This is a genomic window from Saccharopolyspora sp. NPDC049426 (assembly GCF_040676935.1).
In the GTDB taxonomy this organism is placed as follows: Bacteria; Actinomycetota; Actinomycetes; order Mycobacteriales; family Pseudonocardiaceae; genus Saccharopolyspora.
In genome coordinates, this window is record NZ_JBFAPZ010000010.1 from 158,182 (window position 1) to 181,804 (window position 23,623).

The following is a 23,623-nucleotide window of genomic DNA, read 5'->3' on the forward strand; positions in this document are numbered from 1 at the left end:
CTTACACGTTTACTGAACGGGTAGCCCCACCCCGCCCCCGGAATCAGGAGGTGTGGTGGACCTCCTGGAGGCCGTAGACCGGAGTGGGGATCCCTTCCGCCCTGGCCTTGAGCTGCAGCGCGAGATAGAGGGAGTAGTGGCGGGACTGGTGCAGGTTGCCGCCGTGGAACCAGAGTCCCTCCTGCTGGGTGGGTTTCCACATGTTGCGCTCCTCGCCCTCCCACGGGCCCGGGTCCTTGGTGGTGTCCGATCCCAGGCCCCACACCTTGCCGACCTTGTCGGCGACCTCCTGCCCGACGATGTCGGCGGCCAGGCCGTTCATCGACCGGAAACCCGTTGCGTAGACGACGAGATCGGCTTCCAGCCGGGTTCCGTCGGCGAGAACCACCTCGTTCTCGGTCAATTCGGCCACGTCGCCGTGGGCGAGCTTGACGCTGCCGTCGGCGATGAGCTCGCACGCGCCGACGTCGATGTAGTAGCCCGAGCCTCGGCGGAGGTACTTCATGAACAAACCCGACTCGTCGTCGCCGAAGTCGAGCTGGAAACCGGCCGCGGCCAGGCGCTCGTAGAACTCGGCGTCCTGCTCGCGGATCGCGTCGAACGCCGGTTTCTGGAACCGGTGCAGGATCCGATACGGGATGGACGCGAACGTCAGGTCGGCGGTGCGGGTGTCGATGCCCGCCGCGACGGCCTCCTCCGAGTACAGCGGGCCGAGGCTGTGCTCCATCAGCGAATCCGACCGCACCACGTGCGTGGAGGAGCGCTGCACCATGGTGACGTCGGCACCGGACTCCCACAGCGCGCCGCAGATGTCGTGCGCGGAGTTGTTCGACCCGATGATCACCGCCTTCTTGCCCTGGTAGGCGTCCGGGCCCGGGTGCTGGGAGGAGTGGTGCTGATCGCCGCGGAACCGCTCCTGGCCGGGGAAGACCGGCACGTTGGGCTTGCCGGAGACGCCCAGCGCCATCACCAGCTGGCGCGGCCGCAGCGTGACCTGCTCGCCCGCGCGGTCGACGACGAGCTCCCACCTGCCCTCGTCCTCGTCGTACTTGCCGCTGAGCGCCGTCGTGGAGCCCCAGTAGTTGAGCTCCATGACCTTGGTGTACATCTCCAGCCAGTCGCCGATCTTGTCCTTCGGCGAGAAGACCGGCCAGTTGTCCGGGAAATCGATGTAGGGCAGGTGGTCGTACCAGACCGGGTCGTGCAGGGCCAGCGACTTGTACCGCCTGCGCCAGGAGTCGCCCGGCTTCTCGTTGCGCTCGACGATGATCGTCGGCACGCCGAGCTGGCGCAGCCGCGCGCCGAGCGCGATGCCGCCCTGACCGCCGCCGACGATGACGACTTCCGGCTGGCGGGTGTGGCCGAGCTCGGCGAGCTCGGTCTCGCGCTGCTCGCGCCAGGTCACCCGGTCCGGGTTGGCGCCGTGCTCGGCGCCCCTCGGCCTGCGGTGGTTCTTCGGCTCCTCGTGCCCCTTGAGCTCGTCGAGGGTGGTCAGCAGGGTCCACGCCGTGCCACCGGCGAGGCGCAGGTGGCCGGTGCCGCGTCCCACGGCGGTCTCGAACGAGAACCAGGCCTCGGTGACGCCGTCGGCCTCGGTCGGCTCCCCCAGCACGGTGAACCCGCTCGGGGCCGCGTGCTCCAGCGTCGCCCGCAGCATGGCGGCGATGTCCTCGCGCCCTTCGGACGTCTTGAAGTTCCAGGTGAGCGCGATCAGGTCGCGCCAGTAGCTGTCCTCGCCGAACATCGACGCGACCCGATCGGCGTCCCGGGCGGCGATGGCCTCGGAGAACTCGGAAATCCACTGCTCGACCCGGGTCCGGGTCGCGTTGTGCTCCACGGTCTGGCTCACGGAAATACCTCCCGCGCGGGCGTCGTTGCCCTCAGTGGTGGCGATCACATGACACAGTCATGGAGCCACACCGAACTCGGCGGCGCACGGGTTGCAGGGGGTTGCAACGGCGGTCAGCCGCCGCGCACCGCGGGGGCGATCGAGTGCGGCAGCAGCGCGCCCGGGTCGTCCGGGCGCAGCACCTCCACCTCGACGTTCTCGCTGAACCGGTAGGGCCGCCTGTCCAGCAGGCCGCCGAGGCTCCGGCGCAGCCGGGACATCTCGGCCCGGACCGTGACCGTGCGCAGCTCGTCGCCGAACACGTCGGCGGCCAGCTGCGCGGCCGTCTTTCCGCCCGGATGGACGGCCAGCAGGAACAGCAGCTCCGCGTGCCTCGGGGTCAGCGGGTGGCTCCACCCGCCCGAAGCTGAGGTGACCTCGATGCGGGCATGCGAGTCGCGCAGGTCCAGGCGCACCCCGGTGCGTTCGTCGAGCGCCGAGGCCGGATCGTCGTCGATCAGCCGCACCAGCCAGCCGCCCGGCACCGGCTCCACGGCGCAGTCGCCGAGCGCGGGCACCCACGCGCGGCCGACGCCGCACGCGTCGGGCAGCGCGACGTGGTGGACCGGCGCGATGCCGGTGGACGCGGCGACCCACCCGTGCGAGTCGGTCACCACCGCCCGCCCGGTGACCCGCGACAGAAGGGGGACCGCGCTGCCGCGCAGCGCTTCGAGCGCCTCGAGGTGCGCGGTGCGCAGCTGGGACTCGGCCAGCTGGGCCACGGTCTCGACCAGCGCGAGCGTGGTGGGGCTGACGGTGGCGGCGGGCCCGGAGAGGTCGACGGCGCCGAGCAGCCTGCCGGTGCGGGGATCGTGCACGGGTGCGCTCGCGCAGGTCCAGGCGTGGTGGGTGCGCACGTAGTGCTCGGCGGAGTACACCTGGATCGGCAGGCCGGTGACCAGCGCGGTTCCGATCGCGTTCGTGCCGACGACGTCTTCGCCCCAGCTCATGCCCTCGACGAACCCGAGCGCGTCGGCGTTGCGGCGCACGGCGGTGCTCCCGTCGCGCCACAGCAGGTGGCCGTCCGCGTCGGTGATCACCATGATGTTGGCGGTCTGCTCGGCGACACCGGCGAGCTTGCCGCGCAGCAGCGGCAGCACTTCCGACATCCCGGACTCGCGTCTGCGCTCGACGAGCTCGTCGGCCCGCAGCAACCGGCCGGTGCGGCCGCGTTCCGGGTCGATTCCGCGGGAGCGCACGCGCGTCCAGGACGCGCCGATCACCGCGCGGGGCCGCGCGGGCGGGACCTCACCGGCCACCGTCGCGTCGTGCACGCGGGCGAGCAGCCGCGCGTGGCGGTGCGGGTCCTCCCCGACCGGCAGCGCTGCCCCGAAGCTCTCCTGACGCACCGCCACAGTGTGTCCCACATCTCACGCCACGCCAAGGACCAGCGACTACGCGGTGCTCTCCGGCCAGTCGATGTGGTGGTCGTAGGCCCAGCCCCCGCCCATCGGGGGCGTGCGCTGCCACGTGAAGTAGCGCTTGGTCCTGGTGCGGAGGTTGCGCCAGCGGCGGGCCAGCGGCCGGTGGTGAGCGCGGCTGGTGCCCATCCGGCCCGCGGCGACGACGGCCTCGACCCGGCCCCGGCGCATCCGCTCGAACGCGGCGAACGCGGCCGCCGGGGTGGCGTGGTCGCGCAGGCAGCGGGCCAGCTGAACGCCGTCCTCCAGCGCCGTCGCCGCACCCTGCTCGGACGCCGGCGGGGCGACGTGCAGGGCGTCGCCGATGATGATCGCCCGGTCGGTGTGCCAGCGCGGAACGCTCGGCAGGGCGTGGTCGTCGAAGGACAGGACGCGTTCGGAGTTGCCGATGACGGTCGGCGCGATCGTGCCGTCACCGGCGAACAGCTCGCTCATCTCGGCGCGCAGCGCGTCGGGGTCCTGCGGTTCGTCGCGGCCGCGCGGAACCGGGGCGCGCAGGCTGGTGAACCAGAAGCAGCCGCCTGAGTGCGAGTCGCGGGTGGCGGCGAAGAACGCCGTCGTGCCCACGTGGGAACGCATCACCTCGGGCGGCGGCGGTTCGCATCCGGGTTCGGAGGCGTAGCCGTAGATGGTGCGGGTGCCCAGCCGTTCGGGCTCCGGTCCGTCGGGGTTGATCCTCCCGCGCACCAAGGAGTTCGCGCCGTCGGCGCCGACGAGGAGGTCGCCGTCGACCCGGCTGCCGTCGGCGAGCGACAGCGCCGCCGTCGCGCCGACCTCGGCGTCCACGACGCGGCTGCCGTGGCGGAACACCGCGCCGCGTTCGACGGCCTGCTCCCGCAGCACAGAGGCCAGCACCGGCCAGTGCATCACGCGGGGCAGACCGCGCTGCGAGCTCGGGTCGGCGCCCAGCGAGTACCCGATCCGGCTGCCGTCGGGGTTGATCCGCTCGGTGCGCACGAGCGGGAACGAGCGGGCGATCACCGGCTGGTGGGCGCGCACGGCGCGCAGCGCGTCCATCCCGTTGGGGTTGAGCCGCACCACTGCGCCTTCGCCGTGATCGGCCGGTCGCGCTTCCACCACGGTCACGGCGATTCCCGCGGTCCGCAGGGCCAGCGCCAGGGCCGTCCCGGCGATCCCTCCCCCGCTGACAACGACGTGCTCCAACCACATCCCCCAACGCCCGAAAACCCGGCCGGCACCGGCCCCTCACTCCCCGAACAACCCTATCCCCGCCACCACCGCGACAACCCCGAAACCGCGAACCCACAACCCCCAATACCCCGAACTCTCCGAAATGCCAGATCCCTCCCCCACTTCCCCTCGACCAATCCCCCGGCCGGGTGAACTTTCCGGTTTCAGTGGAATTCGGGATTCGGAATTCCACTGAAACCGGAGTCCCGATTTCCATTGAAATCGGGGACGTCTCGGGAGGTGACGCCCGGTGGAGACGAGACCCCGTCGAGCGGTGGCCTCCCACCGGGTGATCCGGCGAGCTCGAGCGCACCCGCGCGATAGCGTCGTCGCATGGCCATCAGCGAAGTTGATCGAGGTTTTCTGCGGCACGCCGTCGTGCTCGCCGAGCGCGCGTTGGCCTCCGGCGACGAACCGTTCGGTTCCGTGCTCGTCTCGCCCGAGGGCGATGTGCTGTTCGAGGACCACAACCACGTCGCGAGCGGAGACCGCACGCAGCACCCGGAGTTCGCGATAGCCCGGTGGGCGGCCGAGAACCTCACCGCCGAGGTGCGTCCGCGGTGCACCGTCTACACCTCGGGTGAGCACTGCCCGATGTGCTCGGCGGCGCACGCCTGGGTCGGCCTGGGCCGCATCGTCTACGCGTCGTCGGCGGAACAGCTGGGCCAGTGGGCCGTCGAGCTGGGGCTGCCCCTCTCCCCCGTCGCGGCGCTGCCGATCGAGGCGATCGTGCCCGAAGCCGAGGTCGACGGCCCCGACCCCGAGTTGGCCCCCGCAGTGCGCCGGCTCCACGCGCGGCGTCTGTGACCCGCCGCCGCGCTGTGCGGTGCGTGACAGTCGGTCGCGCCTCCGCGGATTCCGGGGTCGTGCCGGTTAGCTTGATCGGCGATCATTCCGAGCACGACGTCGGGGGACGACAGTGAGCACACGGGAACGGTTACGAGCGCTGGTCGACGCGCCACGATTCCAGCAGTTCATCATCGGTGTCATCCTGGTCAACGCGGTGACGCTGGGCTGCGAGACCTCCCCGGCGCTGGTGGCCGAGCACGGGGAGCTGCTGCACGCGGTGGACCGGATCGCGCTGGCGATCTTCACCGTCGAACTCGCCGCCCGCCTCTACGCCTACGGACCCAGGTTCTTCCGCGATCCGTGGAACTGCTTCGACGCGGTCATCGTCGGCGTCGCGCTGCTGCCCACCTCGGGCTCGTTCGGGGTGCTGCGGGCGTTGCGGATCCTGCGAGCGCTGCGGCTGATCTCCGCCGTCCCCAGCATGCGCCGGGTGGTCGGAGCACTGCTCGGAGCGCTCCCCGGCATGGCCTCGATCGCCGCTCTGCTGGGGCTGATCCTCTACGTCGGCTCGGTCATCGCCACCAAGCTGTTCAGCAGCGTCGCGCCGGAGTACTTCGGCGACCTGGGTGCCTCGCTGTTCACGCTGTTCCAGGTCATGACAGGTGAGGCCTGGTCGGAGGTGGCGCGCTCGGTGATGGAGGCCGAGCCGCTGGCCTGGATATTCTTCATCATCTACATCGCCGTCACGACGTTCACCGTGCTCAACCTGTTCATCGCGGTGACCGTCTCGGCGATGGAATCGCAGGTCGCGCGCGAGCAGGAGATCGCCGAGGAGAACCAGACCGCGATCCTGCTCGCCGAGATCCAGCAGCTGCGCGAGGAGGTCCGCGGCATGCACGCCGTCGACCAGCGTCGTCAGGAGAGCTGAAGCAGGAAGTGGCGCCACCACTTCACCACCGGATTCGAGGAGCCACGACGTGGACGAGCGCTTGGTGCTGTGGGACGTCGACCACACGCTGATCGACTCCCTGGGCTTGGGGGGAACGGCCTACCAGCGGATCTTCCCGCAGGTCACCGGACAGCCGGTGCGTCGGCCCGCGCTGATGGACGGCCGCACGGACCTCGGCACCATCGAACACATGCTGCGCTCGCACGACATCGAGCCGACCGGTGAGCTGGTGACGGCGATGACCACCGCTCTGGCCGGGGTTTTCGAGGAGGTGCGGAGGGAACTGGCCGACAACGGCCGGGTTCTGCCCGGCGCGCGGGAGGCCCTGGCGGCGTTCGACGCCGATCCGCTGGTGCACCAGAGCGTTTTGACCGGCAACACCGCGGAGGTGGCGCGGATCAAGCTCGACGCGTTCGGCCTGCTGGACCACGTCGACCTCGACATCGGCGCGTTCGGCGACGACCACCTGCGGCGGGGCGGGCTGGTGCCCATCGCCCGGGAGCGCGCCGCGGACAAGCTCGGGATCGACTTCGCGCCGGAGCGGACCGTGCTGATCGGCGACACCCTCAACGACGTGCGCGCGGCCCTGGAGTCCGGCGCGCACCTCGTCGCGGTCGCCACCGGTTCCTACAGCGCCGACGAACTGCGGTCCGCCGGCGCCGAGGTGGTCTTCGAGACCCTGCCCGCACCGGACGAACTCCGACTGGCGCTGGGCTGAGGTCTCGATCCTGGGCGGCCTGCCCCCGTGCGCGACGAGCAGGCCGCGTCCAGAGCTTCGCTCATCGACCCAGCCGACGGTAGAAGCGCTCGCGGTCGACGGTGGCCACCTGGTGGTGCAGCACTCCGGCCTGCTGACCGGTGTCGACGTTGAAGGCGCGGGCGGTCCAGGTCTGGCGACCGAGGTCGGGCGCGGGGCCGCGCTCGACCTCGATGCGCACCACCTGTCCGGGCAGCGTCGGCGCGGTGTGCTCGTACACGCCGCCGCAGCCGAGCATCGCGAACTCGTCCGGCACGTCCGGGGCCAGCAGCTCCCAGGTCGCGTCCTCCAGCATCGCGATCAGCGTGCCGGTGGCGAGCACCGGTTCGCCGCGCCTGGCCAGCAGCGTCCCGGGCAGGATCCTCGGGACGGTGTGCGCGGCGGTGATCGTGCGGGTGCAGGCCTGCACCTGGACGGGCTGGGTGTTGGTCACGGCTGGTCTCCTCCCAGCAGCGACGGTGCCGTGGTGATCACCGCGCCGCCGGTGCGGATCGGGTCCTCCAGCTGGCCGGGTTCGCACGGGTGGCGCCAGAACACCGCGCAGTCCGGGCAGAACCAGCGCAGCAGCGGTGGTTCCAGCCAGCGGACCTCTTCGGTGCACAGTGGACAGTTCAGGGCCAGGCCTTCCGGCGCTGGCCCGTATCGATTCAGTTCGACCGCGGTCATCCCGCTCCTCCCATTGATGAAGACGAAGCGGATCTTCCGGTGTCCGCTTCGTCCGGGATATCGGTCGCACCAAGATCGAAACTGAAGAGGCCCGATCAGCGCCGTGCACCGATCGGGCGTCATCTCAGGCTTCGCCGTGAGGAGCGATCCACAAAGGATCACCCGGTCGTGCAGCAACCAAAGTGACCCGGTAACAATCGGTCCCGTTACTCCACTGTGGACTTGGTCACAAGGAAGGCCGACACGCGCTCCGCCTGCCCGACCACGGAGTGCCCGACCCCGGGCAGCACTCGCACCGTCGCGCGCGGCGCGTTCCGGAGCCTGCGGCGCGTTTCGGCGGTGTCGAACATCGCGTCGCGCTCCCCCGCGATCGCCAGCACCGGCATCGGTAGGCCGGCCAGTTGCGCATCGGTGAACACCGGGAGCCGCTCGGTCCGAGGCCGGAACGCGCGGTAGATCTCGGTGAGGTAGTCCAGGAACGGAGCGTCGTCCAGCCCGGCGACCTTCGCCGCCGACCGGCGCAGACCCCACGGACCCAGCAGCCGCAGCAGGAGCACCGGGAGCAGCCAGCCATAGGTCTGCCTGCCGATTCCGGCCGGGCACAGCAGGACCAGCCGGTTCACCCGGCTCGGCCGCCGCACGGCGTGGTCGAGCGCGACCCAGGCGCCCAGCGAGGCCCCGACCACCGCCGCGTCGTCCAGGCCCAGCTCCTCGAAGACCTCGTCGAGCCACCGGGCGTGGGCGTCCGAGTCGAGCGGCGGGCGCGCCTGAGCGCTCATGCCGGGCTCGCCGGGCAGGTCGAGCGCGAGCACGCGGAAGTGCCTCGACCACTCCGGGAACTCCGCGCGCCACATCGCCGCGTTGGTACCGGAACCGTGCAGCAGGACCAGCGGTGGCGCGTCCGGTGGCCCGCCCTCCAGCACGAACGTCTCACCGAGCGAGGTCTCGACGGTTCGCCGCCTCGCGGGAACGGGCCAGTCGTCGAGCAGCTTCCGGTAGGAGCGCTGGATCGCCAGCTTCCCGCGCTCGGACTTGTAGATCTCCGCCTTGCTCATCGCTACCCCATTCATCCGCAACTGACGCTATGATGCCTCATCATAGGGTTGTTTAGGGAATCTTCCATCGATTTTCTCGCGACCCTGGAAAATGGGCTTGAGTCTCCAGCCGGTGGAAGGTTGAAGGTGGATCCCGTGAGCGAGAAATCCGAGCTGTTCACCATCGGTGAGCTGGCGCAACGCACCGGACTGGCGGTGCGCACCATCCGCTTCTGGTCCGACAGCGACGTCGTCGCGCCCAGCGGGCGTTCGACCGGCGGCTACCGGCTCTACGACGCCGAAGCCGTCGCGCGCCTGGACCTGGTCCGCACGTTGCGGGAACTGGGCCTGGACCTGCCGTCGGTGCGGCGGGTGCTGACCAGCCAGGTGACGGTCCAGGACGTGGCCGAGGCGCACTTGGCGGCGCTCGACGCGGAACTGCGCACGCTGCAGGCCAGGCGCTCGGTGCTGCGGTGGATCGCTCGACGTGGAACCACTACCGAGGAGATGAGGACCATGCACGAGGTGGCGAAGATGTCGGCCGACGAGCGGCAGCGCATCATCGACGACTTCGTCCAGCGCACCTTCGACGGCATCGACGACGACGCTCCGGGCGCCAGCATCGCCCAGGGCATGCGCTCGATGCCCGCCGCACTACCGGCCGATCCGTCCACCGAGCAGGTGGACGCGTGGATCGAGCTCGCCGAGCTGGTCGGCGACGAGGACTTCCGGCAGCGCTGCCGCGAGATGGCGGTGACCGGTTCGCAGGGCATCGAGCAGCCCGGCGGATACTCGCCGGAGAAGACGATGGAGCACGCCGCAACGGCGCTGCGCGAAGGGATCGCACCGGAATCCGCCCGCGGCAAGGAGGTCCTGGACCGCATCGTCGACCCGGACCTGAGCCCGGAGGATCGGCGGGCGCTGGCCGACGTGGTCGAGACCTTCACCGACCGCCGGGTGGAGCGCTACTGGCAACTGCTGGGCGTGCTCAACGGCTGGCCGGCCTTCGACCCGCACGTCCCCAACTTCGAGTGGCTCATCGAAGCCCTGCGGGCCCACGCCTGAGCAACGCCCGGAGGCGGGTTTCGCGCGACAACGGGAAAGCCGGGCGGTTCTGGGGTCAGACGTTGCGGAGGACGGAGACGACGGCTCCGAGGATCACGGCGTCGTCGCCGTCGATGACCTCGTAGGCGGGGTTGCGCGGTTCGAGGTAGACGTGGCCGTTGCGGCGGCGGAACACCTTGACCGTGGCCTCGTCGTCGAGCATCGCGGCGACGATCTGCCCGGAGTGCGCCTCGGGCTGCTGGCGCACGACCACGATGTCGCCGTCGCAGATCGCGGCGTCGACCATCGAGTCACCGCGCACTCGCAGTCCGAAGACGTTGCCGCGCCCGGTGAGTTCGCGCGGCAACGTCAGCACGTCGTCGACGTGCTCCTCCGCGGAGATGGGCGCACCGGCGGCGATGTCGCCAACGACCGGGACCGGCACGGACTGCTCGTCGGTGGGCCGGGACTGCTGGTCCTGCAGGAAGATCCGCACGTCGATGGGCCGGGAGAGGGTTTCGCTGCGCCGCAGGAAGCCCTTCTCCTCCAGGCTCGCCAGGTGGCGCGACACCGAGGACGCCGAGCGCAGCCCGACCGCTTCACCGATCTGCCGAGTGCTCGGCGCGTAGCCGTGCTTGACCACCCAGTCCCGGATCGTGGCCAGGATGCGCTGCTGGCGCTCCGGCAGGATCGAGGTGTCCAGGTGCTCTAGGTCGAGATCGTCGAATGCGGTCATCCGGAGCATCGTAATGGTCCCGTCGGCGGGATGATCTACCTGGTCACCGCCATCCCGACCATCGCCGACCCGGACGCAATATTGAAACATGTTCTACCGCTCGGGTAGCGTCCCCGGGCATGGGACGTGTGGACGGCAAAGCAGCCATCATTTCCGGTGGCGCCCGGGGCATGGGCGCCGCGCACGCTCGGGCCCTGGTCGCCGAGGGCGGGAAGGTCGTCATCGGCGACATCCTCGACGACGAGGGCGAGGCGCTGGCCGAGGAGCTCGGCGACGTGGCGCGCTACGTCCACCTGGACGTGACGAAGCCGGACGAGTGGAAGAAGGCCGTCGACGTCGCCGTCGGCGAGTTCGGCCTGCTCAACGTGCTGGTCAACAACGCGGGCATCGTCAACGGCAGCACCATCGAGAACTTCGACCTGACCCGCTGGCAGCAGATCCTCGACGTCAACCTCACCGGCACGTTCCTGGGCATCCAGGCCGTGGTGGAACCGATGAAGGCGGCCGGCGGCGGGTCGATCATGAACATCTCGTCGGTCGAGGGACTGCGCGGGAGTCCCTGGGCGCACGGTTACGTCGCCACCAAGTGGGGCGTGCGCGGACTGGCGAAGTCGGCGGCATTGGAGCTGGCGCCGCACAAGATCCGGGTGAACTCCATCCACCCCGGCATGATCCGGACCCCGATGACCGAGAACCTGCCCGAGGACATGGTGAAGACGCCGCTGGGCCGGGCCGCCGACCCCGAGGAGGTGGCGACCTTCGTGGTGTTCCTCGCCAGCGAGGAGTCGTCGTTCGCCACGGGTTCGGAGTTCGTCGTCGACGGCGGTCTGGTCGCCGACGTGCCGCACAAGTGAAGCGCGCGGCGCGTCACGCGGGCCGGAGAGCCTGGGCGAACCGGCCCCTGCCGGTGCCCAGCGGCATGTCCAGCGTCGTGCGGATGCCGGGTTCGGCGGCCACCACCGCCGGGATGGCGTTCACGATGCGACCGGCCGCGGCGACGATGGCGGCGTGGTTGTGGTCGCCCTTCTCGCTGCTCGGGCAGATGTCGACGGCGTAGGACGGTTCGCCGGTGATCTCCACTCGGTAGGAGCCGCCGGGCTGGGCCGGTCGTGCCCAGTCCGGCCGCAGGTCGTCGCGCAGCCGGGTCACGTGCTCGACGACGATCGCCGGTCGCCCGGCGACCATCCCGGTGATCTCGAAGCGGACCGCGGCGGTGCCGCCCCGCGGGATGTGGCCGGCGGCGACGTCGAAGGCCTCCGGCGCGGGTTCGCGTTCGACTTGCTCGGTGATCTCGTCGACCTCGATACCGAAACCCGCCGCCAGCTGCCGGATCGTCGTTCCCCACGCCATGCCGAGCACGCCGGGCTGGTAGAGCATCGGCGTCTCGTGATCGGGCTTGCCGAAGCCCATGACGTCGAACATGACCGTGGCGCCGTCGTAGGTGGCGTAGTCGGCGATCTCCAGGCACCGGACCTGCTCGATGCGCTGGCACGTGCTCGCCAGCGCGAACGGGATGAGGTCGTTGGCGAATCCCGGGTCGACGCCGGTGATGAACAGGCTCGCGCCGCCGTCCCGCGCGGCTCGCTCGACGCCGTCGATCATCTCCTGCGGGAACACCTGCCACGGGTACTGCAGCGTCACGGGGGACGAGCCGACGACGTTGATGCCCGCGCGGAGCAGCCGCTCGACGTCGGCCATCGCCTCGACCGGGCGGGTGTCGCCCATCGCGCAGTGCACGGCGCAATCCGGCCGTGCGGCGAGGATCTCGTCGAGGTCACCGGTCGCGGCGATGCCGGTGCGGCGGTCCAGCCCGGCGAGCTCACCGGCGTCCCGGCCGATCTTGGCCTCGCTGGAGACCCGCACTCCGGCCAGCTCGCATTCGGCGGCGTCGAGCACGCCCGCGAGCGCCAGTCGTCCCACGTTCCCGGTGCCGATGTGAGCCACCCGAATCCCCACAGCGCCTACCTCCTCGCGAACCGGCGGCAACGCCGAAGACTACCCGCCCGAACCGAATCTCTGAAACATGTTCCAGAAATTCCGGGCAGCGGATCATTCGCCCGCGAGCAGCACGTCCACCGAGGAAGGCGAGTAGACCGAGTCGACGACCATGGTGTGCACGCCGACGATTCCGGCTCGATCACCGAGTTCTGTGGTGGTGACCAAGAGGTTCCGGGTCGCCCTGGGCAGGGCTCGCCGGTAGAGGACTTCGCGGAGGCCGCTGACGAACTGCGCCTCGGCGAGGTCACCGGCCAGCACGAGCACCTGCGGGTTGACCAGGCAGACCACGGTGCTGAGGACCTCGCCGATGAGCTGCCCGGCTTCGCGGGCCAGGCGCACGGCCTCCGGGTGTCCTTCGCGGACGCGCGCGGCGAACTCGCTGCTGGAGGCCGTCGGCACGCCGGCCGCATCCAGCCTGCTGGCCAGCGCGGAGCCGCTGGCCAGCGCGGCGAGGCAACCGGTCGAGCCGCACATGCACTGCGCCTGCGAGGCGCTCTCCACCCGGACGTGGCCGAGGTCGCCCGCTCCCCCGTCGACTCCGCGGTAGACCTCGCCGCCGAACACCATGCCCGCACCGATCCCGGTGGCGACCTTGATCAGCACCAGCGACGTGCTGTCCGGGAAGCGGGCGGTGCGCTCGCCGATCGCCATCACGTTGGCGTCGTTGTCCACCAGCACCGGCGCGTTCCAGCGCTCGCGCAGGTTCTCGGCGATCGGGTACCCGTCCCAGCCGGGCATGATCGGCGGCTGGCGCACCACGCCCGCGTCGAACTCGACCGGTCCGGGAACGCCGAGCCCGATGCCGCGCACCTGGTCGGGCTCGCCCCCGGCTCGGGACAGCAGGTCGCGGAAACGCCGGTCGACCCAGTTCAGGACCTCCTCCGGGCCGTCGGCGATGTCGATGTCGTCGACCTCTTCGGCCAAGGAGCGCCCGGCGAGGTCGAACACGGCGGTGCGGGCGTGGGTCGCGCCGAAGTCGGCGGCCAGCACCAGGCCGTGCTCGTGGTTGAAGTCCAGCCGCACCGGCGGCCGTCCTCCGGTGGAGGAGTCGACGCCGGTCGGGCGCAGGAATCCGTGCGAGAGCAGGGCGTCGAGCCGCTGACCGACGGTGGACCGGGACAGGCCGGTGACCTGTTGCAACTCCGCGCGCGTGCGAGCGCGCCCGGTCCGCACCAGCCACAGCAGGTGGCCGGCGCTCGTCAGGTCCTCAGCCCTTGTCGGCACCGCTGGTGAGCCCTTCGGTCAGCATTCGTTCCGCCGCGTAGAACAGCACGACGATGGGGATCGTGAGCACCACCGATCCTGCCATGAGCACCGTCTTGGGCACCTCGATGCCGCTGGACAGCTGCGCCAGGCCCAGCGACACCGTCCAGCCGTCGCGGTCCTCGACCAGGAACAGCAGCGCGAACAGGAACTCGTTCCAGGCGATCATGAACACGTACAGGCCGTTGGCCAGCAGGGCGGGCGCGGCCAGCGGCATCGTCACCCGCCTCATCGTCTGCCAGCGCGAACAGCCGTCGATGGCGGCGGCCTCCTCGATGGCGTCCGGGATCGTCGACAGGTAGTTGCGCAGCATGTAGATCGACACCGGCACGGTCTGGGCGATGTAGACGATCGCCAGGCCGAGCAGCGAGCCGCGCAGGCCGAGCCGGGTGAAGGCCACGAACAGCGGCACCGCCAGAAGGATCGCCGGGAACATGTACACCGCGAGGAACAGGAAGTGCACCTGGCCCCGCCCGAAGAACCGCAACCTGCTGACCGCGTAGGCGCCGGGGATGGTCACCAGCAGGGTCAGCACGACGGTGCCCAGCGACACCAGCGCCGAGTTGGTCAGCAGGGTCAGCATGCCCTGGCCCTCGGCGTCCTCCGGGCGCAGCACCTCGGCGTAGGTCTCGGTGGTCCACTCCGAGAAGCCCACCCACAGCGCTCCCGGGTCCTGCAGCAGCTGCTCGACCGGCCGGACCGAAAGCAGAAACATGTAGTAGAAGGGGAACAGGGTCGCCACCGCGAGCCCCGCGAGCACCACCCAGCGCAGCGCGCCGAAGAGCCTGTTCTCGAAACCGATCCGGGACATCACGACTCCTTGCCGTCCGCCGCTGGGGCGAAGAACTTCAGGTAGACCGCCAGGAACACCAGCAACACCGCCGCGAGCACCAGGGCCTGGGCCGAGGCGGCGCCGACGTCGAAGCGCGCGGTGAGGAAGTCGTAGACCCGCACGCTGGCCACATCGGTGCCGGATCCGCCACCGGTGAGCAGGTAGACGTCGTCGAACTTGTTGAAGTTCATGACGAACCGCAGCATCGCCAGCAGCGCGAGCACGGATGCGAGCTCGGGCCAGACGATGTGCCGGAACCGCTGCGTCGGCGCCGCACCGTCGACCACGGCGGCCTCTTCGAGGTCGCGCGGGATCGCCTGCAGCCGGGCCAGAAGGAACAGGAACGCGAACGGGAAGTACCGCCAGCCCTCGAAGACGATCACCGTCAGCAGCGCCACCGGGACCGGGATCTGCATCCCCAGCAGCGAAACCGTGGTCTCGCGGTCGGTGAGGAACGCGATGGGCTCGTCCCAGCCCAGCAGCCTCATCCCCCAGTCGTTGAGGATGCCGTACTGCGGGCTGAGCATCACCTCCCACACGAACGCCACCGCCACCACCGGCGCCACGTAGGGCAGCAGCATCGCACCGCGCAGCAGGGCGCGGCCCCGGAACGGCCGTCGCAGCGCCAGCGCCGCGACCAGTCCGAGCGCGAGCGAGAGCAGCGTGCCGCCGACCGCGTAGACCACGGTGGTGCCCAGCGAGCTCCAGAAGCCCGGCGAGCCGAGCACGGTGGTGAAGTTGCGCAGCGTGTAGGCGTCGAACAGCCCCGCGCTCCGGATGTCGATCAGCCGGATGCGCTGGAAGGCCAACACCACCGTCCACAGGATCGGCAGCACCACGACCGCCAGCACCACCAGCAGCGTGGGTGAGATCAGCAGCAGTCCGTCCCGGTTCTCGCGCTGCCGCAACGAGCGCGCACGAGTCGTCGAAGTCATGGTCCCGCCCTCTAGTTCATGGAGTTCTGGATGGCGCGGATCTCGTCGGCCGCCTCGGTGGCGGCTTCGACCGGATCGCCGCCGTTGAGCATCGAGTTCACCGCGTGCGGGACGGGCATCTCGCCGAGCGTGGCGCCGACGAGCACGCCTTGGCGCTGCTCGAACCCCCAGCGGCGGAACCGGTCGGTGCCGGTGCGCAGGTCGCCGATCGTCTCCGGCGGGTAGATCTCGGTCAGCGGCCGCTTGAGGTCCACGCCGGCCGGCGCCTGCTGCCAGTCGCGGATGAAGCGCTCGGGGTCTTGCGCGGTTCCCTTGCGAGCGGGGAGCTTTCCTTCCGGCGCCATGCCCAGCCAGTCCGGGTAGCCCCGGTCGAGCATGTGCTCGACGAAGCGCTTGGCCTGCTCGCGCTTGGCGCCGACCGGCACCGTCCACGAGGTCAGCTCGCCGTACTGAGCGGGTTCGGTGGCGTCGGGGCCCTTGATGGCGCTGACGATTCCGGTGTTGCGGGCCAGGAACAGCGGATCGGCCTGGCACTGCGGGCATGCCGGCATCGCGTCGGCGCGCAGGCCGCCGAGCTCGTCGAGCAGGAACGTCGACCAGGACAGCATCGCCGAGCGCCCGGCGAAGTAGGTGGCGCGAGTGGAGTCGATGTCCTGGGCACCGGGCGGCGAGTACCGGGTGACGAGGTCGTGCACGAACCGGAAGGACTCGCGGCACCGCGGGCTGTCGAGCTCGACGCGGCCGGTCTCGTCGACGAGCTTGCAGTCGTTGGCCAGGGCGAAGGATTCGAAGGCCTGGCCGGTGGCGGTGTCGTTGGCGTGGGTGGCCATCGAGATGCCGGACCTGCCGTCGCGGTGGAGCACTCGCGCGGCGTGCTCGATCTTCTCGTAGGTGTCGGGCACCGGAAGCCCGGCCTGGGCGAAGAGGTCCTTGCGGTAGGCCAGGACCTGCGCCCACGCATCGGAGGGCACGGCCAGCGGCCGCTGGCCGTCGGAGGTGAGCTCCAGCGCGCGGCCGGAGAAGGTGGCGGGGCCGAGCGCGTCGAGGATCTCCTGGTTGGCGCGGGTGTCGAGCAGTTCGTTGCCGGCCATCTGCCAGGTCGCGCTCAGCGGCAGCGCGCCGATGACGTCGGGCATCGTCCCGGCCGCCGCCGAGGACATCACCATCTGGCTGAACTGGTTCTCGTCGACGGCGACGACGCGGACCGGAATTCCGGTCTCGGCGGTGAACCGCTGCGTGATGGCCTCGGTCGCGCGCACCCGGTCGGACTGGCTCTCCAGGCTCCACACGACCAGCGCGTCGTCCTCGGCCGGAGGCGCGCAGCCCGACAGCAGCGCGGCGCAGCTCACCGCCGCCAGCAAGACGCCCATCGGCCTGGATCTGGCCCGCATCACCATCACGCTCCTTTGCGCGTTCGTCGCGCCGGACATCACACCAGCCACTTATGCTTGCCCGCAAGACATAAGTATGTAAACTGCCCGACAAATCTCGGAGCGAGGAGGCTCAGTGCCACGGGTCGTGCAGTTCACCGGTGCCCGGCAGGTCGACATCACCGAAGTCCCCACCGAACCCCTTGCGGCGGGCCAGATCCGAGTCCGCACCCGGTACTCCGGCATCTCCGCGGGCACCGAGCTCACCGCCTACCGGGGCACGAACCCGTACCTGACGCGGACCTGGGACGCCGACCGGCGCCTGTTCACCACCGCCTCATCAGCGCCTTCGCAGACCTATCCCGTTGTGGGGTGGGGCTATTCGGAGGTCGGCGAGATCGTCGAGGCCGAGGACCCGGCGCGAATCGGCGAGCAGGTGTGGGGAATCTGGGGGCATCGCAGCGAAGCCGTGCTCCCGGCGGAGAAGGTGCGCCCGATCCCCTCCGGCCTGGATCCGCTGGCCGCCGCGTTCGCCCGGGTCGGCGCGGTGGCGCTCAACGCCGTGCTGTCAGCCGACGTGCACCTCGGTGAGCGGGTGGCGGTGTTCGGGCAGGGCGTGATCGGCCTGCTGGCGACGCGGTTGCTGCGCTGCAGCGGAGCCGAGGTCGTCGCCGTCGACACCATCGCTCAGCGCAGGGACAAGGCCGTCGAGTTCGGCGCCGCGCACGCACTGGACGGTGCCGGGGCGGCCGAGCGGGTGCGCGAACTGGGCGGCGCGGACGTGGCGATCGACCTCAGCGGGTCCTACCGCGCGCTGCACGAGGCGATCCGGACGGTGGTGGTCGGCGGGCGCGTGGTCGCCGCGGGCTTCTACCAGGACGAGGGCGTCGGGCTGCGGCTCGGCGAGGAGTTCCACCACAACCGGATCGAGCTGGTCAGCTCGCAGATCGGCGGAGTGCCGCCCACGCTCTCCGGCCGCTGGGACCAGGACCGGCTCAACGCGACGTTCCTGCGGCAGTGCGCCGACGGCGCCGTGGATCCGACCGCCCTGGTCACCCACCTGCTCGCACCGTCGGAGGTCGAACAGGCCTACCGGCTGCTCGACGAAGGCGCGCCCGACGTGCTGCAGATCGTCCTCGACTTCGGACAGGAGCCATCGTGAAACTCGCCTGCCAGGAACAGCTCCTGCCCGGTGACTCGCTGGAAGGCAAGTGGGAGTTCGCCCGCGACGCCGGGTTCGACGCGATCGAGCTGCGCGGCCGCGGCGACTTCCACTTCCGCGACCGGCTGCCGGAACTGCGCCGCGCCCGGGCCAACGGCGTCGTGATGCCGACGGTGTGCGTCGAAATGCCGCACTTCTTCGCGGCTTTCGACGACGAACTGCGGCGGGACGCGATCGAGCAGCTCAAGTCGCAGCTGTCGGTGATGGCCGAGATCGGCGGTCGCGGCGCGATGACCCCCGCGTCGTGGGGCATGTTCTCCCGGCGGCTGCCGCCGTTCGAGCCGCCGCGCTCCTCGGAGGAGGATCGCGAGGTGCTGCTCGCGGGCCTGGCGGAGCTGGGCGAGCACGCGCGGGCGGAGGGCGTGGAGATCTACCTCGAACCGCTCAACCGCTACGAGGACCACATGGTCAACCGGCTGGACCAGGCGACCGACCTCGTCGGCGAGGTCGGTCTGGGCTCGGTGCGGGTGGTCGCCGACACCTACCACATGAACATCGAGGAGGACGATCCCGTGACGGCCCTGCTGGACGCGGTACCGCACCTCGGTCACGTGCAGGTCAGCGAATCGAACCGGTTCCAGCCCGGCACCGGCCACCTCGACTGGTCGACGCTGCTGGGCGCGCTGGCCGCCGGCGGCTACGACGGGTACCTGGCGATGGAGTGCCGGTTGCGCGGTGAGCCCGCCGAGGCCGTCGCGTCGGTGCCGAAGTTCCTGCGGAGGCACGGGTGAACCTGCGCGACGAGGCCGCGAAGGTGCTGCTGGGAAACTGGCGCGGCCGCAGCACCATTCCCGCTCCCGGGCTCTACCCGCACCAGTGGAGCTGGGACTCGGCCTTCATCGCCGCCGGGCTGCGCCACCTGTCGCCGCTGCGCGCCCAGCAGGAGCTGGAATCGCTGTTCGGAGCGCAGTGGTCCGACGGACGGGTGCCGCACATCGTCTTCGACCCTTCGGCACCGCGGGACGGTTACTTCCCGGGACCGGACTTCTGGTGCTCCGCGCGGGTCAACGGGCCCGCGCACGCCGACACCTCCGGCATCGTCCAGCCGCCGGTGCACGCGCTGGCCGCGTGGGAGGTGTTCTCGTCGGAGCCCGACCTGGCTCGACGTCGGGGGTTCTTGGAGCGCTTGTACCCGAAGCTGCTGGCCTGGCACGGATATCTTCGCGGGTCCCGTGATCTCGGTGGTCGCGGGCTGGTGTCGATCGTGCACCCGTGGGAGTCCGGAATGGACAACAGCCCCTCGTGGGACGCTCCCCTGCGGCGCGTGGAACCCGTTCCCGCCGGCGAGTTCCGACGCCGGGACCTCGATCACGCCGATGCGGCCGAGCGGCCCACCGACGCCGACTACGGGCGTTACGTCCGGCTTGCCGCCACCTACCGCGACCACGGCTACGCCGACGGCCTGGACGTGCACGAGTTCGCCGTCGAGGACCCGCTGACCAACGCGCTGCTCGCCGCGTCCGAGGACGCGCTCGCCCGCATCGCCGAGGAGCTCGGCGAGGACCCCCGGCCGCACGTGGCCGAGGTGTCGCGACTGCGGGACGCGCTCGCGCAGCTCCACGCCGACGGGCTGTTCCACTCGCGGGACGTGCACGTCGGCGAGCTGATCCGGGGCGGCAGCGTCGCGGGCCTGGTGCCGCTGGTGGTGCCCGGACTCCCGCAGGCGCCGGAGCTCATCGCGACGATCACCGGCCCCCGGTTCCGGGCCGCCGAGCTCGGGGTGGTGCCCAGCTTCGACCTGACCGATCCGCTGCACGACGCCTCGCGCTACTGGCGCGGCCCGGCCTGGTTCAACATCGGCTGGCTGCTGCGCCGGGGCCTCGCCCGGCACGGGGCCACCGACCTCGCCGAGGTCCTGCGCGGTGGAATGCTGAGCACCGCGACCCGCAGCGGGTTCCGCGAGTACGTGGATCCGACGACCGGCGAAGGCCGCGGAGCCCACCACTTCAGCTGGACGGCGGCGGTGGTGCTGGACCTCACCTCGGCGTGACCACGGCGCCCCGCTGCTGCTCGGTGGCGTGCTGGACGATCCGGGTGCGAAGGGCGTCGATCGCGTGCGCTCGGGCTCCGGCGAGTTCCGGTTCGTCCAGCGTCGCCCGGGCGTAGGCGACCTCGCGGGGTGCGGCGGGACCTCCTGCGAGCGCGTCGAGCACTTCCGGGTCGCGACCCCACGTTCCGCCGAGGACGACCAGCTGCGGGTCGACGAAGGCGATCATGGCCAGGACCACTCCGCGGAGGGCGTCGGCCAGCTGCGGGAGGACGTCGGCGTAGCGGGCGCGCAGCGCGTCGACGTCGATGGCGGTCGTGGCGGGTTGGCGCAGGTCGGTCTCGCGGAAGAAGTCGGTGAAGTGGAGGGCCGAGCCGTCCGGCCCGGTCGTGATCACGTGGGCGATCTCGCCGGTCAGCCCGCTGCCGCCGCGGCGGACCTCGCCGTCGGCGACCACCGCCGCACCGAGTCCCTCGTCGAGGTGCAGGTAGACGAAGTCGTCCACACCGGACGCGCAGCCGCCGTCCCGCTCGGCGCGGGCCGACCAGTTCACGTCGTTGTCGACCAGGACGTCGCCGGAGACCAAGGGGGCCAGCACGGCGACCGGGTCGAGGTCGCCGATCAGGAACGGCTCATCGGGCAGTTGGACCAGCCGACCGGTCCGGCGATCGACCGGGTCCGCGGCGCTGATCACCGCGCAGCGCAACGGCATGCCGTCCGCGAGCTCCCCGGCGACCTCGCGCAGCGCGGCCGCCGCCTTCTCCGGCCCCGCCGCGCGTCCCAGCTCGGCCCGGGAGCGGGCGACGACGGCGCCGAAGGCGTCGACGGCCTCGGCCCGCACGCCGCGCGGGGTGATCTCGGCGACCAGGGCAGCACCCGTCTCGGGGGCCAGCGAGTAGTAGGAGCCCGCCCTGCCCCTGCCGGTGGTGCGTTCCCCCGTGTCGGCGAGCACGCCGGCCTCGGTGAGCCTGCGGACGCTGTCGGAGATCGTGGGCTTCGAGATCCCGGTCAGCGCGGCGATCTCGGTGCGGGTCAGCCGCTCGCCCTCCATGATCGCGCGCAGCACGTGCTCGTCGGTCATGGAGCGCAGCAGCTCCAGCGAAGGCTTGGCGGTCACCGAGCCAGTTTAGTCAGGAGTGTTGCCTAAATGCGCGACTCGGATTACGTTCGACCCATCACTTCTTTAGTAAGGACCCCTAACCAAAGGAGTTCAGGGATGACCGCCGCAGCCGAAGCACTGCCGTCGTTGCCGCACTGGGAAACCCCGCCCGCAGACCTCTCCGGCGCGATCCGGGAGATCAAAGCCGCGCTGCGCGCCCGCATCGAGGCGTCCGGGCGCAGCGTCGACGAGGTCGTCGCAGTCGTGCAGGACCAGGTCCGCACGCGCGTGGCCGAGATCCGGGAGCTGCGGGAACGCGGCGAAGCGGTCTGGCCGGTGATCGACTACGCCGACATCGCCGCGGGCACCGTGCCGCCCGAGAAGGTCGAGGCGGTGCGCACGCGCGGCTGCGCCGTGGTGCGCGGGCACTTCGAGCGCGCGCAGGCGCTGCTCTGGGACGAGAGCATCGTCGACTACGTCGAGCGCAACGCGTTCTTCGAGAACTACCGGGGTCCGGGCGACGACTTCTTCGGCAGCGTCGGCTCGAAACCCGAGATCTACCCGATCTACTGGTCGCAGGCCCAGATGCGGGCGCGGCAGAGCGACCGGATGGCTCGGGTGCAGTCGTTCCTGAACTCCTTCTGGAAGCACGAGTCGCACGGCGCGCGCTGGTTCGACCCGGACCGCGACGCGCTGTACCCCGACCGGATCCGGCGCCGGCCGGAGGGCGCCGACTCAGCGGGCCTGGGCACCCACAGCGACCCGGGCACCCTGGACCTGTGGATGACCGAGTCCTACCAGCGGGCGTTCCGGCACCTCTTCGACGGCAGCGTCGAGCAGTACGACCCGTGGGACGCCGCGCACCGCACCTCGGCCAACCAGTACCCGGGATCGACGATGTGCTCGGCGTTCCGCACGTTCCAGGGCTGGACGGCGCTGTCGGACATGGCCCACGACCAGGGCGTGCTGCACACCGTGCCGATCCCGGAGGCCATGGCCTACCTCATGCTGCGCCCGCTGCTGCCCGACGTCCCCGACGACGACATGTGCGGGGTGACCACCAACCAGGTCTTCCCCGCCGACCACAAGTGGCACTCCGAGCTCCTCGACGGCCTGGTCGGGATTCCCGACGTCGAGGCGGGCGACTCGGTGTGGTGGCACTGCGACATGATCCACAGCGTCGCACCGGTCGCCGACCAGCGCGGGTGGGGCAACGTCATGTACATCCCGGCAGCGCCGTGGTGCCCGCGCAACGAGGAGTACGCCGCGAGTGTCCGCCAGGCGTTCCTGACCGGGTCCAGCCCCACCGACTTCCCCGCCGAGCACTACGAACGCGACTGGGAAGGCCGCTTCACCTACGCCCAGCTCAACGAAACCGGCCGTCGGGGAATGGGTTTCACCGGAGGCTGATCACCGATGACGAACCGTCCGGTCTTCGGGCAACGGGTTTCGGACGAGCTGGTGCAGGGTGATCGCGACGGCCGCCACGAGGGCGGCGAAACCCAGGACCGGCAGGGCTCGCGCGATCAGCGGGGCCGCGCCGAGCGGGTCGACGCCGGCGAGGGTTTCGGCGACCACGACCGCCGCGAAGGCGCCGTAACCGGCTGCTGCCAGCCGCACCACGTTGAGCCGGAAGGCTTCTGATCCGTCGGTGAAGCGCAGCAGCCAGGCGATCGCGGGCAGGACGAGGACGCCGTGCATGGTGGCGGCGTGGCCCGGCTTGAGCACGGCGGTGAACGCGAACGCCGGAGCCACGTCGCCCTGCGTGCGGGTGAGCACCTGGCCGCCCGCCAGCATCAGCACGCCAATCGCCATGGCCAGCAGCAGCGCCAGGAATCCGACCCGCAGCGCCAGGAGCATCCCCGGGTCGAGCTCGTCGTGGCGGCGCAGCGCGAGCACCGTCGAGGTCACGACCACCGCCACGATCACCACCGCGCCCGAAGCCGCCGCGACACCTGCCAGCGCGTCCAGCCCGGTCGCCCTGTCCGGCGGGATGAAGTGCGAGGGAACCCTCCGCCACGCCTGCGTGGTGATGCCCGCGACCTCGACCGCGCCGGCCGCCGCGAACGCGGTGAGCAGCCGGGCGCGCGTGCGCCGCGCCATCGGCAGGAACGACAGGACCCAGGTCAGCGTCGCCACGGTCAGCCCGAACGAGAGCCCGAAGGTCGTCGGCTTGCGCCACGACAGCGGCCCGCTCCACGTCCCTCCCGTCGCGAGAAGTACCCCCAGGTGGAAGATCCCGCTCGCCACGAGCACCAAGGCGACCAGGTAGCAGGCCCGTTCGACCCGCGTCCCGCCCCGGTACGCCTCGGACAGGTCCTTCCCGATCATCGCCACCGCAGATCGCACGTCCGCTCACCTCCGTCGCCTCCGACCGGTCGAGCGTGCGCCAGTCGCCGGTGCGGGTCGTCCGCCGTGGCGCGACGCCGCACCTGCGCGTCC

At 70.9% G+C, this 23,623-nt stretch carries 23 protein-coding genes; 9 read left to right on the forward strand and 14 right to left on the reverse strand.

All coding sequences use genetic code 11. From position 1 onward, the window contains the following. Window positions 1-43 precede the first annotated feature (43 nt). From AB0J78_RS22305 to AB0J78_RS22315, 3 genes are all read right to left on the reverse strand, one after another. Window positions 44-1,849, reverse strand: a complete 1,806-nt coding sequence (locus AB0J78_RS22305; protein WP_363791969.1) for an NAD(P)/FAD-dependent oxidoreductase — start codon at window positions 1,847-1,849, stop codon at window positions 44-46. 113 nt (window positions 1,850-1,962) lie between these two features. Next, window positions 1,963-3,237, reverse strand: a complete 1,275-nt coding sequence (locus tag AB0J78_RS22310; RefSeq protein WP_363791971.1) for a GAF domain-containing protein — start codon at window positions 3,235-3,237, stop codon at window positions 1,963-1,965. Window positions 3,238-3,282: 45 nt separating this feature from the next. Beyond that, entirely contained in the window at window positions 3,283-4,473 is a 1,191-nt protein-coding gene (locus tag AB0J78_RS22315) for an NAD(P)/FAD-dependent oxidoreductase (RefSeq protein ID WP_363791973.1), read from the reverse strand. Window positions 4,474-4,833: 360 nt separating this feature from the next. Here AB0J78_RS22315 and AB0J78_RS22320 point away from each other — a divergent pair, with 360 nt between their 5' ends. From AB0J78_RS22320 to AB0J78_RS22330, 3 genes are all read left to right on the forward strand, one after another. Then, entirely contained in the window at window positions 4,834-5,307 is a 474-nt protein-coding gene (locus AB0J78_RS22320) for a nucleoside deaminase (RefSeq protein WP_363791975.1), read from the forward strand. A gap of 112 nt (window positions 5,308-5,419) precedes the next feature. Next, the gene (locus AB0J78_RS22325) at window positions 5,420-6,217 is read left to right on the forward strand and encodes an ion transporter (protein ID WP_363791977.1); all 798 of its coding nucleotides are present in this window, start codon (window positions 5,420-5,422) and stop codon (window positions 6,215-6,217) included. A 49-nt stretch (window positions 6,218-6,266) separates the two neighbouring features. Next, window positions 6,267-6,956 carry an HAD family hydrolase gene (locus AB0J78_RS22330; RefSeq protein ID WP_363791978.1) on the forward strand — a complete coding sequence of 230 codons (690 nt, stop codon included), beginning with the start codon at window positions 6,267-6,269 and terminating at the stop codon, window positions 6,954-6,956. A 61-nt stretch (window positions 6,957-7,017) separates the two neighbouring features. Here AB0J78_RS22330 and AB0J78_RS22335 read toward each other — a convergent pair whose 3' ends face one another. The 3 genes from AB0J78_RS22335 to AB0J78_RS22345 all read right to left on the reverse strand — a co-directional run bounded on the left by AB0J78_RS22335 (window position 7,018) and on the right by AB0J78_RS22345 (window position 8,716). Beyond that, window positions 7,018-7,428, reverse strand: coding sequence for a hypothetical protein (locus AB0J78_RS22335; RefSeq protein ID WP_363791980.1), 411 nt, complete (start codon window positions 7,426-7,428; stop codon window positions 7,018-7,020). Continuing rightward, on the reverse strand, window positions 7,425-7,661 hold the full coding sequence (locus AB0J78_RS22340; protein WP_363791982.1) for a hypothetical protein: 237 nt from the start codon (window positions 7,659-7,661) through the stop codon (window positions 7,425-7,427). The genes AB0J78_RS22335 and AB0J78_RS22340 overlap by 4 nt, the downstream gene beginning before the upstream one ends. A gap of 206 nt (window positions 7,662-7,867) precedes the next feature. Continuing rightward, window positions 7,868-8,716, reverse strand: a complete 849-nt coding sequence (locus AB0J78_RS22345) for an alpha/beta fold hydrolase (RefSeq protein WP_363791984.1) — start codon at window positions 8,714-8,716, stop codon at window positions 7,868-7,870. 135 nt (window positions 8,717-8,851) lie between these two features. Between AB0J78_RS22345 and AB0J78_RS22350 the strand changes: the two genes are divergently transcribed. Continuing rightward, window positions 8,852-9,760, forward strand: coding sequence for a MerR family transcriptional regulator (locus tag AB0J78_RS22350; protein WP_363791986.1), 909 nt, complete (start codon window positions 8,852-8,854; stop codon window positions 9,758-9,760). 55 nt (window positions 9,761-9,815) lie between these two features. Here AB0J78_RS22350 and lexA read toward each other — a convergent pair whose 3' ends face one another. Next, the gene (lexA, locus tag AB0J78_RS22355; RefSeq protein ID WP_363791988.1) at window positions 9,816-10,475 is read right to left on the reverse strand and encodes a transcriptional repressor LexA; all 660 of its coding nucleotides are present in this window, start codon (window positions 10,473-10,475) and stop codon (window positions 9,816-9,818) included. Between the two features lie 119 nt (window positions 10,476-10,594). On the opposite strand from lexA, the gene AB0J78_RS22360 reads away from it, so the two are divergent. Next, window positions 10,595-11,329 carry a glucose 1-dehydrogenase gene (locus AB0J78_RS22360; RefSeq protein WP_363791990.1) on the forward strand — a complete coding sequence of 245 codons (735 nt, stop codon included), beginning with the start codon at window positions 10,595-10,597 and terminating at the stop codon, window positions 11,327-11,329. 13 nt (window positions 11,330-11,342) lie between these two features. Here AB0J78_RS22360 and AB0J78_RS22365 read toward each other — a convergent pair whose 3' ends face one another. From AB0J78_RS22365 to AB0J78_RS22385, 5 genes are all read right to left on the reverse strand, one after another. After that, window positions 11,343-12,431, reverse strand: a complete 1,089-nt coding sequence (locus AB0J78_RS22365; RefSeq protein WP_363791992.1) for a diacylglycerol kinase — start codon at window positions 12,429-12,431, stop codon at window positions 11,343-11,345. 93 nt (window positions 12,432-12,524) lie between these two features. Continuing rightward, window positions 12,525-13,697, reverse strand: a complete 1,173-nt coding sequence (locus AB0J78_RS22370; protein WP_363791994.1) for an ROK family protein — start codon at window positions 13,695-13,697, stop codon at window positions 12,525-12,527. After that, window positions 13,681-14,547 carry a carbohydrate ABC transporter permease gene (locus tag AB0J78_RS22375; RefSeq protein ID WP_363791996.1) on the reverse strand — a complete coding sequence of 289 codons (867 nt, stop codon included), beginning with the start codon at window positions 14,545-14,547 and terminating at the stop codon, window positions 13,681-13,683. Before AB0J78_RS22375 ends, AB0J78_RS22370 begins: the two co-directional genes overlap by 17 nt. Beyond that, window positions 14,547-15,503, reverse strand: coding sequence for a sugar ABC transporter permease (locus AB0J78_RS22380; protein ID WP_363791998.1), 957 nt, complete (start codon window positions 15,501-15,503; stop codon window positions 14,547-14,549). Before AB0J78_RS22380 ends, AB0J78_RS22375 begins: the two co-directional genes overlap by 1 nt. A gap of 11 nt (window positions 15,504-15,514) precedes the next feature. Beyond that, window positions 15,515-16,894, reverse strand: coding sequence for an ABC transporter substrate-binding protein (locus tag AB0J78_RS22385; RefSeq protein WP_363792000.1), 1,380 nt, complete (start codon window positions 16,892-16,894; stop codon window positions 15,515-15,517). Window positions 16,895-17,009: 115 nt separating this feature from the next. On the opposite strand from AB0J78_RS22385, the gene AB0J78_RS22390 reads away from it, so the two are divergent. The 3 genes from AB0J78_RS22390 to AB0J78_RS22400 are packed head-to-tail and all read left to right on the forward strand — an operon-like array spanning window position 17,010 to window position 20,085. Then, the gene (locus AB0J78_RS22390) at window positions 17,010-18,035 is read left to right on the forward strand and encodes a zinc-binding dehydrogenase (RefSeq protein ID WP_363792002.1); all 1,026 of its coding nucleotides are present in this window, start codon (window positions 17,010-17,012) and stop codon (window positions 18,033-18,035) included. Further along, the gene (locus tag AB0J78_RS22395; RefSeq protein ID WP_363792004.1) at window positions 18,032-18,826 is read left to right on the forward strand and encodes a sugar phosphate isomerase/epimerase family protein; all 795 of its coding nucleotides are present in this window, start codon (window positions 18,032-18,034) and stop codon (window positions 18,824-18,826) included. The genes AB0J78_RS22390 and AB0J78_RS22395 overlap by 4 nt, the downstream gene beginning before the upstream one ends. Further along, window positions 18,823-20,085 (forward strand): hypothetical protein, encoded by a 1,263-nt coding sequence (locus AB0J78_RS22400; RefSeq protein ID WP_363792006.1) that lies wholly within the window; start codon window positions 18,823-18,825, stop codon window positions 20,083-20,085. The genes AB0J78_RS22395 and AB0J78_RS22400 overlap by 4 nt, the downstream gene beginning before the upstream one ends. Here AB0J78_RS22400 and AB0J78_RS22405 read toward each other — a convergent pair. Then, a complete protein-coding gene (locus tag AB0J78_RS22405; protein ID WP_363792008.1) occupies window positions 20,072-21,199 on the reverse strand; it encodes an ROK family transcriptional regulator in 1,128 nt (375 codons plus the stop codon). The two genes, AB0J78_RS22400 and AB0J78_RS22405, sit on opposite strands and share 14 nt — an antisense overlap. A 99-nt stretch (window positions 21,200-21,298) precedes the next feature. Between AB0J78_RS22405 and AB0J78_RS22410 the strand changes: the two genes are divergently transcribed. Next, window positions 21,299-22,591, forward strand: a complete 1,293-nt coding sequence (locus tag AB0J78_RS22410; protein ID WP_363792010.1) for a DUF1479 domain-containing protein — start codon at window positions 21,299-21,301, stop codon at window positions 22,589-22,591. Here the strand turns inward: AB0J78_RS22410 and AB0J78_RS22415 are convergent, their stop codons facing one another. Continuing rightward, window positions 22,592-23,530 (reverse strand): hypothetical protein, encoded by a 939-nt coding sequence (locus AB0J78_RS22415; protein ID WP_363792012.1) that lies wholly within the window; start codon window positions 23,528-23,530, stop codon window positions 22,592-22,594. Window positions 23,531-23,623 lie beyond the last annotated feature (93 nt).

Coding starts and splice junctions, on each gene's coding strand:
- AB0J78_RS22320 (WP_363791975.1), top strand. CDS start 4,834: ATGGCCATCAGCGAAGTTGATCGAGGTTTTCTGCGGCACGCCGTCGTG.
- AB0J78_RS22340 (WP_363791982.1), bottom strand. CDS start 7,661: ATGACCGCGGTCGAACTGAATCGATACGGGCCAGCGCCGGAAGGCCTG.
- AB0J78_RS22345 (WP_363791984.1), bottom strand. CDS start 8,716: ATGAGCAAGGCGGAGATCTACAAGTCCGAGCGCGGGAAGCTGGCGATC.
- lexA (WP_363791988.1), bottom strand. CDS start 10,475: ATGACCGCATTCGACGATCTCGACCTAGAGCACCTGGACACCTCGATC.
- AB0J78_RS22360 (WP_363791990.1), top strand. CDS start 10,595: ATGGGACGTGTGGACGGCAAAGCAGCCATCATTTCCGGTGGCGCCCGG.
- AB0J78_RS22375 (WP_363791996.1), bottom strand. CDS start 14,547: ATGTCCCGGATCGGTTTCGAGAACAGGCTCTTCGGCGCGCTGCGCTGG.
- AB0J78_RS22380 (WP_363791998.1), bottom strand. CDS start 15,503: ATGACTTCGACGACTCGTGCGCGCTCGTTGCGGCAGCGCGAGAACCGG.
- AB0J78_RS22385 (WP_363792000.1), bottom strand. CDS start 16,894: ATGCGGGCCAGATCCAGGCCGATGGGCGTCTTGCTGGCGGCGGTGAGC.
- AB0J78_RS22410 (WP_363792010.1), top strand. CDS start 21,299: ATGACCGCCGCAGCCGAAGCACTGCCGTCGTTGCCGCACTGGGAAACC.